The following is a 6377-nucleotide window of genomic DNA, read 5'->3' as shown; positions in this document are numbered from 1 at the left end:
TCAGGTAGTGCGGCGTTGTCAACGGCGGGCACGGTGTTCTGTGGGGTGTTCGTGCAGGCGGTTCCTTTTTTGGTGCTAGGGGTGGTGGTCAGTGGGTTGATTGCGGCGTTCGTGTCGCCCGAGCGGTTGGCGCGGTGGCTGCCACGTCGTCCCGTGGTCGCGGTGTTGGCCGCAGGGATCGGCGGGGCGGTGCTGCCGGGCTGTGAGTGCGGGTCGGTTCCGGTGGCGCGGCGATTGTTTGGCGAAGGAGGAGCGACGGGCGCGGCGGCTTTGACGTTCATGCTGGCCGCGCCGGCGATCAACCCGGTAGTGCTGGTCGCCACCGCGGTGGCGTTTCCCGGTGCGCCGGCGATGGTTCTTGCCCGGATGGGGGCGTCGCTGCTGACCGCGGTGATGATGGGGTGGGTGTGGGCGCGGTGGGGTCGCCCGGAGTGGGTCACCCGCCGGCTAGCTCCTCCGTGCGCTGACACCGAGTCGCGGTGGGTGGTGTTCGCTGAGGCGGCCCGCCACGACTTCCTTCAAGCCGCATCTTATTTGGTGTTGGGTGCCGCTGCGGCGGCGGCGCTGCATGTGGTGGTGCCGCGGTGGATGTTCGAGCATTTGGCGGCACACCTGATCCTTGGTGTGGCGGTGATGGCCGTCCTGGCGGTGGTGTTGGCGTTGTGTTCGGAGGCCGATGCGTTCGTAGCCGCCAGCATGACGATGGTGCCGCTACTGCCCCGGCTGGTGTTTCTGGTAGTGGGGCCAGCGGTCGACGTGAAACTGTTCGCGATGCAGGCGGGCATGTTCGGCCGGGCTTTCGCGGCGCGCTTCGCGCCCGCCACTTTGCTGGTGGCAACGGCGAGCGCGTGTGCGGTCGGGCTGTTCGTCCTCGGTGGTGGGTAGTGGGCCGCGAAACCGAGAATGTGGTACTGCTACTGGTAGGCATCAGCATCGCGATGATTACGGTGTCGGGTGCGTTCACCCGCTACGTCAAGCCGGGGCTGCTGCCGTGGCTGGCCGCCTCAGCGGTGCTGCTGACTGTGTTGGCGCTGTTGGCGATCATCGGCGATATCCGCCGCGGACGACCGCGGACTAGTGATCAGACCAGCGATCACAGCGAGGCACACTCCCACCGAAGCGGCATAGTATGGCTGCTCGTCGTTCCTGTCCTGGTCTTGATCTTCGTGACGCCGCCGGCACTGCGGCCCTCAGCCGCAGCCCCCTCTGTGACCGCGGTGTCCAATAATGTTCTGAATCGGGCATTTCCACCGCTACCGGCTGGCAGCGCTCCTGAGGTGTCGCTGCCGGAGGTGCTGATGCGCGAGGCCCACGACACCACCGGCTCGTTGACGAATCGGGCGATCACCGTGACCGGCTTCGTCCTCAACGAGGCGCAGGGTGTGGACCTTGGTCGCATCGTCGTCATCTGTTGCGCCGCCGACGCCCAGCTGGCCCGCATCCATCTGCGTGGCCCGGCGGCCGCCCACGCTGCCGGACTCGCGGACAACACCTGGCTTCGGGTCGAGGGCCAGGTCACACCCGCGCCCCGGCAACCGAACTCGCTGGCGATCCCGACACTGCAGGCCACCGCGGTCACCCGCGTCGATGCCCCGGCCAACCCCTACGCCTACCCCCATTGATGAGCACGCTTGAGGCAGCAGTCGGCACGCCTCACCGGTCGGCGCCGTTGCCGTTTACTCAATTGCTGAGAATGGCGCGACGAGCTCCCAGGTGATGCCCAGTGAGCTGTCTTGGCAGTGGGGTGCTTTCCCATTGCCCCAGCTCCAGCCAGTCCCGTAGGACCGCTGCGTCACACTTGTCGGTGATGGGCCCGATCCAGTGCGCCTGCCCGCAGGCCACACGGTCTTTGCTACAGGGCTGCAGCACAACCATGACGCCGCATCCCGTTGGGCGAGATGCGCAGGTGAGTGATCCGAACATGCACGCGGCGGAGACGAGCATGGCGTGTGGACAGCGTCGGATGGTGGGGCGTAGTTCGTCGATTACCGACAGGTTGTGGTCGGTCGCGCAGGCGGTACAAACGATGACGGTGAACGGCCGGTCGGTGGCCCGGCGCGAGGAGGTCAACGTGCCGCGCTCTCGGCCTCGCCGAGGTCAGAGCCAGGTGGTGTCACTCCCCAATCCTTTCTGTCTGTCTTGTTGGCATCTCTTGGCGCACGACATGTTTCAGCGACCGGCAATCTGCCCGGAATAGGGTAATAGCGCCATTTCACGTGCGTTCTTGATCGCGGTGCTGACCTGCCGCTGTTGCTGGACGGTGAGGCCGGTGACGTGACGGGAGCGGATTTTGCCCCGGTCGGAGATGAACATCCGCAGCGCGGCGGTGTCCTTATAGTCGACCGCGCTAAGCCCCAGGCCCGCGAGAAGGTTCTTCTTGGCGGTCTTGACGCTCGGTTGGGCGGCGCGACGAGGCCGCTGAGGTTTCTTGGCCATCACCAGCTCGCCTTCCGCACGCCGGGTAGCTGACCGTTATGAGCCAACTGGCGCACCCGCACCCTCGACAGCCCGAATTTGCGCAGATGCCCGCGCGGACGCCCGTCGATGGAATCGCGGTTGCGCAGACGCACTGCGCTGGCGTCGCGGGGCTGGCGCGCCAACTCGCGTTGCGCCGCCGCCCGCTGAACATCGGTGCTCGACGGTGAGCGCATGATCTCTCTGAGTTCAGCGCGGCGTAGGGCGTAGCGCGCCACAATCTCGCGACGGCGGTCGTTCTTGACGATCTTGGATTTCTTGGCCATGCTCAGCGCTCCTCTCGGAAATCGACGTGACGGCGGATCACCGGGTCGTACTTGCGCAGCACCAGCCGGTCCGGGTCGTTTCGTCGGTTCTTGCGGGTGATGTAGGTGTAGCCGGTGCCCGCGGTGGAGCGCAGTTTGACGATCGGGCGGATCTCGTTGCTTGCCATCAGATCCGCTGCCCGTCGCGGCGCAACCGGGCCACGACGGCCTCGATGCCGTCGCGGTCGATGACCTTGATGCCCTTCGCGCTGACCCTCAGCCGAATCCGACGGCCCTCCGAAGGTAGGTAGTACGTCTTGAGCTGGATGTTGGGCGACCAGCGCCGCCGGGTTCGGCGATGCGAGTGCGACACCGCGTTACCGAAACCCGGTACCCGGCCCGTGACTTGGCAACGAGCAGACACTGTGTAACCCCCTATGACCCGCCTGCGCTTATTGAAAATGGTTTTCGACAGACCGCATCGAAGACGGTACCGTACAGGCAGCGTTAATGGAAATGATTTTCAATAAGGAGCCGAATGCGGACGCCCGTTATCCTGGTCGCCGGCCAGAAGGACACCGACCCGGTCGTGGGGGCCCTGCTACGCACCCCCGGGACGCTGGTCGTCGAGCACCGTTTCGACGGCCATGTGGTGCGCCGGACCACGGCGACCCTGCAACATGGGGTCTTGACGACAGCGGAGGCCGGTCTCGAACTCGCGCACGGGTGCGTGTCGTGCACCATCCGCAACGACCTGCTGGTGCTGTTGCGTCAGCTGCACCGCCGCGATGACATTGACCGCGTCGTGGTGCACCTGGCGCCGTGGCTGGAACCCGAACCGATCTGCCTGGCCATCGAAAATGTCCGAGTGCGCGTGGCGCCAGGGTACGTCGACGGACCCGCGGCCCTGGATGTGTCGATCGCCGCGGTGGTCACCTGTGTCGATGCATCGGTGTGGCTGAGCGAGGCGCTCGGTGACGCCGGACTCGACGACGGGCGCACCTTGGCCCAGGTGGTGGTTGGACAGGCCGAATTCGCCGACGTGGTTGTGCTCAACCGCGCTGACCCGTTCGTGGCTGGCGTGCTGCGCCGTCTGTCACCGCGCGCGCGCATTCACGTGGGCGCCGACGGCATCGAACACGCTCTGGACAATTTGTTCCGCGACGCGCGGCGCGGCCGAAGCGACGATCCGCACGGTCCGCTGCTGGCCGGACAGCCGCCCCTGGATTCCCGGGGCCCCATCAACCTGTTCGATTTCAATGCCCGACGCCCTTTCCATCCGCAGCGTCTGCACGCATGTCTGGACCTGCTGCTAGAGGGAGTGATCCGAACCCGGGGCCGGCTCTGGCTGGCCAGCCAACCTGAGCAGGCGATGTGGTTGGAATCGGCCGGGGGTGGATTGCGGGTCGGTTCGGCTGGCAAATGGCTAGCCGCCATGACAGCTCGCCAACTGGCCGGCATCGATGCCGAACGACGCGCATTTGCCGAGCTGTGCTGGGATGCCCAGCACGGCGATCGGCACACAGCGATGACCGTACTGGTGTGCGGCGCGCACGCGGCCGAAATCCTCGACGGCCTCAACGGCGCGCTGCTCACCGACGACGAGCTTCGCTTCCCCCAGGACTGGGTCTGCTACGACGATCCGTTCGGCGACTGGCACGAAGACCCTTGCGCAGCCCTGTCAGAGGCCACTGGGGACGCCGCTTCCCACCATGCCCAGGACGGAGACCGCTGATGAAGCCCGGCATCCACCCCGATTACCACCCGGTCGTCTTCCAAGACGCGGCTACCGGTGCCATGTTCCTGACCCGGTCGACCATACGCAGTTCGCGCACTATCGAGTGGCAGACGCCGGACGGGGTGCGCAGCTATCCACTTGTCGTCGTTGACGTCACCTCTGATTCGCACCCGTTCTGGACCGGCGGGCGCCGTATCGTCGACAGCGCCGGACAGGTGGAGAAATTCCACCGCCGCTACGGCGGCCGGCCGAGATCCGCACTCGAACGAGACGCCGAAGCCACACAGCGAAAACCGGATTGACCGCTGAGCCGGCGCGAAATTAGTGCACCTTTCAGCCGGACATCTCTTCGCCGCCGATCAAAAAAGCCCCCGGAAACGCCGACGTCTGATCCAGCTCACCGCTGCACAGAGAGCGACGGCCGGCGCTTCGCACCGCGCGGCACGGCAACCGAGCAGCGCGGTCCAATGGAGGACCGCATCGCTGCCAGGAAGCCTGAAACGCTGACAAAGCCTCTCCGACATGAAACGCGTGCCAGCTATCACGTCGCTCGCTGTCATGTGCCCCTGCGCTCCGCTCGCGGGCACCGTCCGGGTCCCAGGTGCCGGGCACCATCGGCACCCTTGGGCCACCTTCGAACTCATCACCGGCCAGCCGTGGTCAGCCCGGCCGCCTTAGCGGCCGTTTCCTTGGCTGCCGTGCCCGCGAACCCCGGCTTCGGCACCCTGATCCGAGGTCACCGCCGACAACGACTGGCTCATCACCCGGTGGCGCGCCCCAGTCCACACGCGACGCCATTCGAGACACCCCTCGTCGAGTTTGCTGTATCAGGTCATCCAAGCTTATTGAACATGATTGTCATGATCAATCTGCTCATAGATAATGCATTGACTTTGACAGCCCGCGTGGGCCCAGGGGTTGCTGGCGTCGCGAAATATTGACAGACGGGTGCCGACGCGGGCGGCCCTGCTGACACCTAAAACGCCGACCTCAGGCCACCAACTGAGGAATGGGAGCAGTCAGGAGGCCGATCATGATTCCCGTCGTTGTTCCGGATCGGCGGCCGGTTTGGGCGGCCCGTCCGGGTCCCAAGTGCCCGGCAGCATCGGCATCCGGGGGCCGCCGCCGAACTCGTCACCGGCCAGGGTGGTCAAGCCCGCGGCCTGAGCAGACGTTTCCTTGGCCGCCGTCCCGGCAAACCCCAGACCTCCGGCACCCCGATCGGAGGCCACCGTCGACACGACCGGCCCGCCACCGGGCGGCGCGCCCCAGTCCGGGTCGACCTCGACATTCATATCCATGAACTCGTCGCCGTACCCGTGCAGCCCCGCCCGCCGGCGCCGCCGCGCCCGGGCCGCCTCCCTGGCCGAGGCCGCGGCCGCCGCGGCGGCGCTATCGGGCTCGGGCGCCTTCTTCTTGGCGCGGCCGCTGGCGCTGGTGCTCATCGTCGAGCTGGATCCTAGGCCGGGGCCCACTACATACGGAGGGACAAAACCCGCCGCAGCCGCGGCCGGGGGCGGCGGCGGCGGTGTCGCTGCCGCCGGAGGCGCAGGGGGGCTAGGAGGCGTGGGCGCGGGCGTCGGTGCCGCGCCAGCGGTCGTCGTCGGCGCGATGACAGTCGGCGCCGTCGCGACGACCGGCAGTAGTGGGGGCGCAGCCGCGACAGGGGCCAGCGCCGGCGCGGCGGGTTGCGCCAGGGCGGCCAGGCCGGCCAGCCCCCCGAAGCCGCCCACTGCTCCCACGGGGCTAACGGCGGCAGGGAGGGCCGCGAGCGCCAGCTCCGGATTGGCGACCCCATAGGAAGCGACTTCGAGGATGTGGGTCGGGAAGTCGAACAGTTGCCAGCTAATGAACCACTGAACCGCCTCCACCGGATTTGTCCTGAGGAGTTGTCCGAAATTTTGAAAATCCTCAATGAG

General features: G+C 66.8%; 8 protein-coding genes and 1 pseudogene. 4 read left to right on the top strand and 5 right to left on the bottom strand.

The genetic code is table 11. The features are described 5' to 3' along the window. Together VML93_RS05750 and VML93_RS05745 are read left to right on the top strand one after the other, a co-directional pair. Positions 1-885 (top strand): permease (locus tag VML93_RS05750; protein ID WP_325608562.1); only part of this gene is annotated, 885 nt, incomplete at its 5' end. Further along, positions 885-1622: a TIGR03943 family putative permease subunit gene (locus VML93_RS05745; RefSeq protein WP_325608560.1), complete on the top strand. Its 738-nt coding sequence runs from the start codon at positions 885-887 to the stop codon at positions 1620-1622. The genes VML93_RS05750 and VML93_RS05745, both read left to right, overlap by 1 nt. A gap of 547 nt (positions 1623-2169) precedes the next feature. Here VML93_RS05745 and rpsR read toward each other — a convergent pair. The 4 genes from rpsR to rpmB are packed head-to-tail and all read right to left on the bottom strand — an operon-like array spanning position 2170 to position 3144. After that, the gene (rpsR, locus tag VML93_RS05740; protein WP_325608558.1) at positions 2170-2436 is read right to left on the bottom strand and encodes a 30S ribosomal protein S18; all 267 of its coding nucleotides are present in this window, start codon (positions 2434-2436) and stop codon (positions 2170-2172) included. Then, the gene (gene rpsN / locus VML93_RS05735; protein WP_325608556.1) at positions 2436-2741 is read right to left on the bottom strand and encodes a 30S ribosomal protein S14; all 306 of its coding nucleotides are present in this window, start codon (positions 2739-2741) and stop codon (positions 2436-2438) included. The genes rpsR and rpsN overlap by 1 nt, the downstream gene beginning before the upstream one ends. A gap of 2 nt (positions 2742-2743) precedes the next feature. Further along, entirely contained in the window at positions 2744-2908 is a 165-nt protein-coding gene (gene rpmG / locus VML93_RS05730; RefSeq protein WP_325608554.1) for a 50S ribosomal protein L33, read from the bottom strand. Further along, positions 2908-3144: a 50S ribosomal protein L28 gene (gene rpmB / locus VML93_RS05725; protein ID WP_325608552.1), complete on the bottom strand. Its 237-nt coding sequence runs from the start codon at positions 3142-3144 to the stop codon at positions 2908-2910. The genes rpmG and rpmB overlap by 1 nt, the downstream gene beginning before the upstream one ends. A 114-nt stretch (positions 3145-3258) precedes the next feature. On the opposite strand from rpmB, the gene mrf reads away from it, so the two are divergent. After that, positions 3259-4455, top strand: coding sequence for a ribosome hibernation factor-recruiting GTPase MRF (gene mrf / locus VML93_RS05720; protein ID WP_325608550.1), 1197 nt, complete (start codon positions 3259-3261; stop codon positions 4453-4455). Beyond that, positions 4455-4760 carry a type B 50S ribosomal protein L31 gene (locus VML93_RS05715; protein ID WP_325608548.1) on the top strand — a complete coding sequence of 102 codons (306 nt, stop codon included), beginning with the start codon at positions 4455-4457 and terminating at the stop codon, positions 4758-4760. The genes mrf and VML93_RS05715 overlap by 1 nt, the downstream gene beginning before the upstream one ends. Positions 4761-5489: 729 nt before the next feature. On the opposite strand, the pseudogene VML93_RS05705 reads toward VML93_RS05715, so the two are convergent. Then, positions 5490-6377: pseudogene (locus VML93_RS05705) on the bottom strand (hypothetical protein); the annotation flags it as partial.

Source organism: Mycobacterium sp. (genome assembly GCF_035499775.1).
Taxonomy (GTDB): domain Bacteria; phylum Actinomycetota; class Actinomycetes; order Mycobacteriales; family Mycobacteriaceae; genus Mycobacterium.
Note: the sequence above shows the minus strand (reverse complement) of the source record. Positions and strands in the feature narration are given on the sequence as shown.

Excerpts from the sequence above, each read along its gene's own strand:
- rpsR (WP_325608558.1), bottom strand. The coding sequence starts at position 2,436 with ATGGCCAAGAAACCTCAGCGGCCTCGTCGCGCCGCCCAACCGAGCGTC.
- rpsN (WP_325608556.1), bottom strand. The coding sequence starts at position 2,741 with ATGGCCAAGAAATCCAAGATCGTCAAGAACGACCGCCGTCGCGAGATT.
- rpmG (WP_325608554.1), bottom strand. The coding sequence starts at position 2,908 with ATGGCAAGCAACGAGATCCGCCCGATCGTCAAACTGCGCTCCACCGCG.
- mrf (WP_325608550.1), top strand. The coding sequence starts at position 3,259 with ATGCGGACGCCCGTTATCCTGGTCGCCGGCCAGAAGGACACCGACCCG.
- VML93_RS05715 (WP_325608548.1), top strand. The coding sequence starts at position 4,455 with ATGAAGCCCGGCATCCACCCCGATTACCACCCGGTCGTCTTCCAAGAC.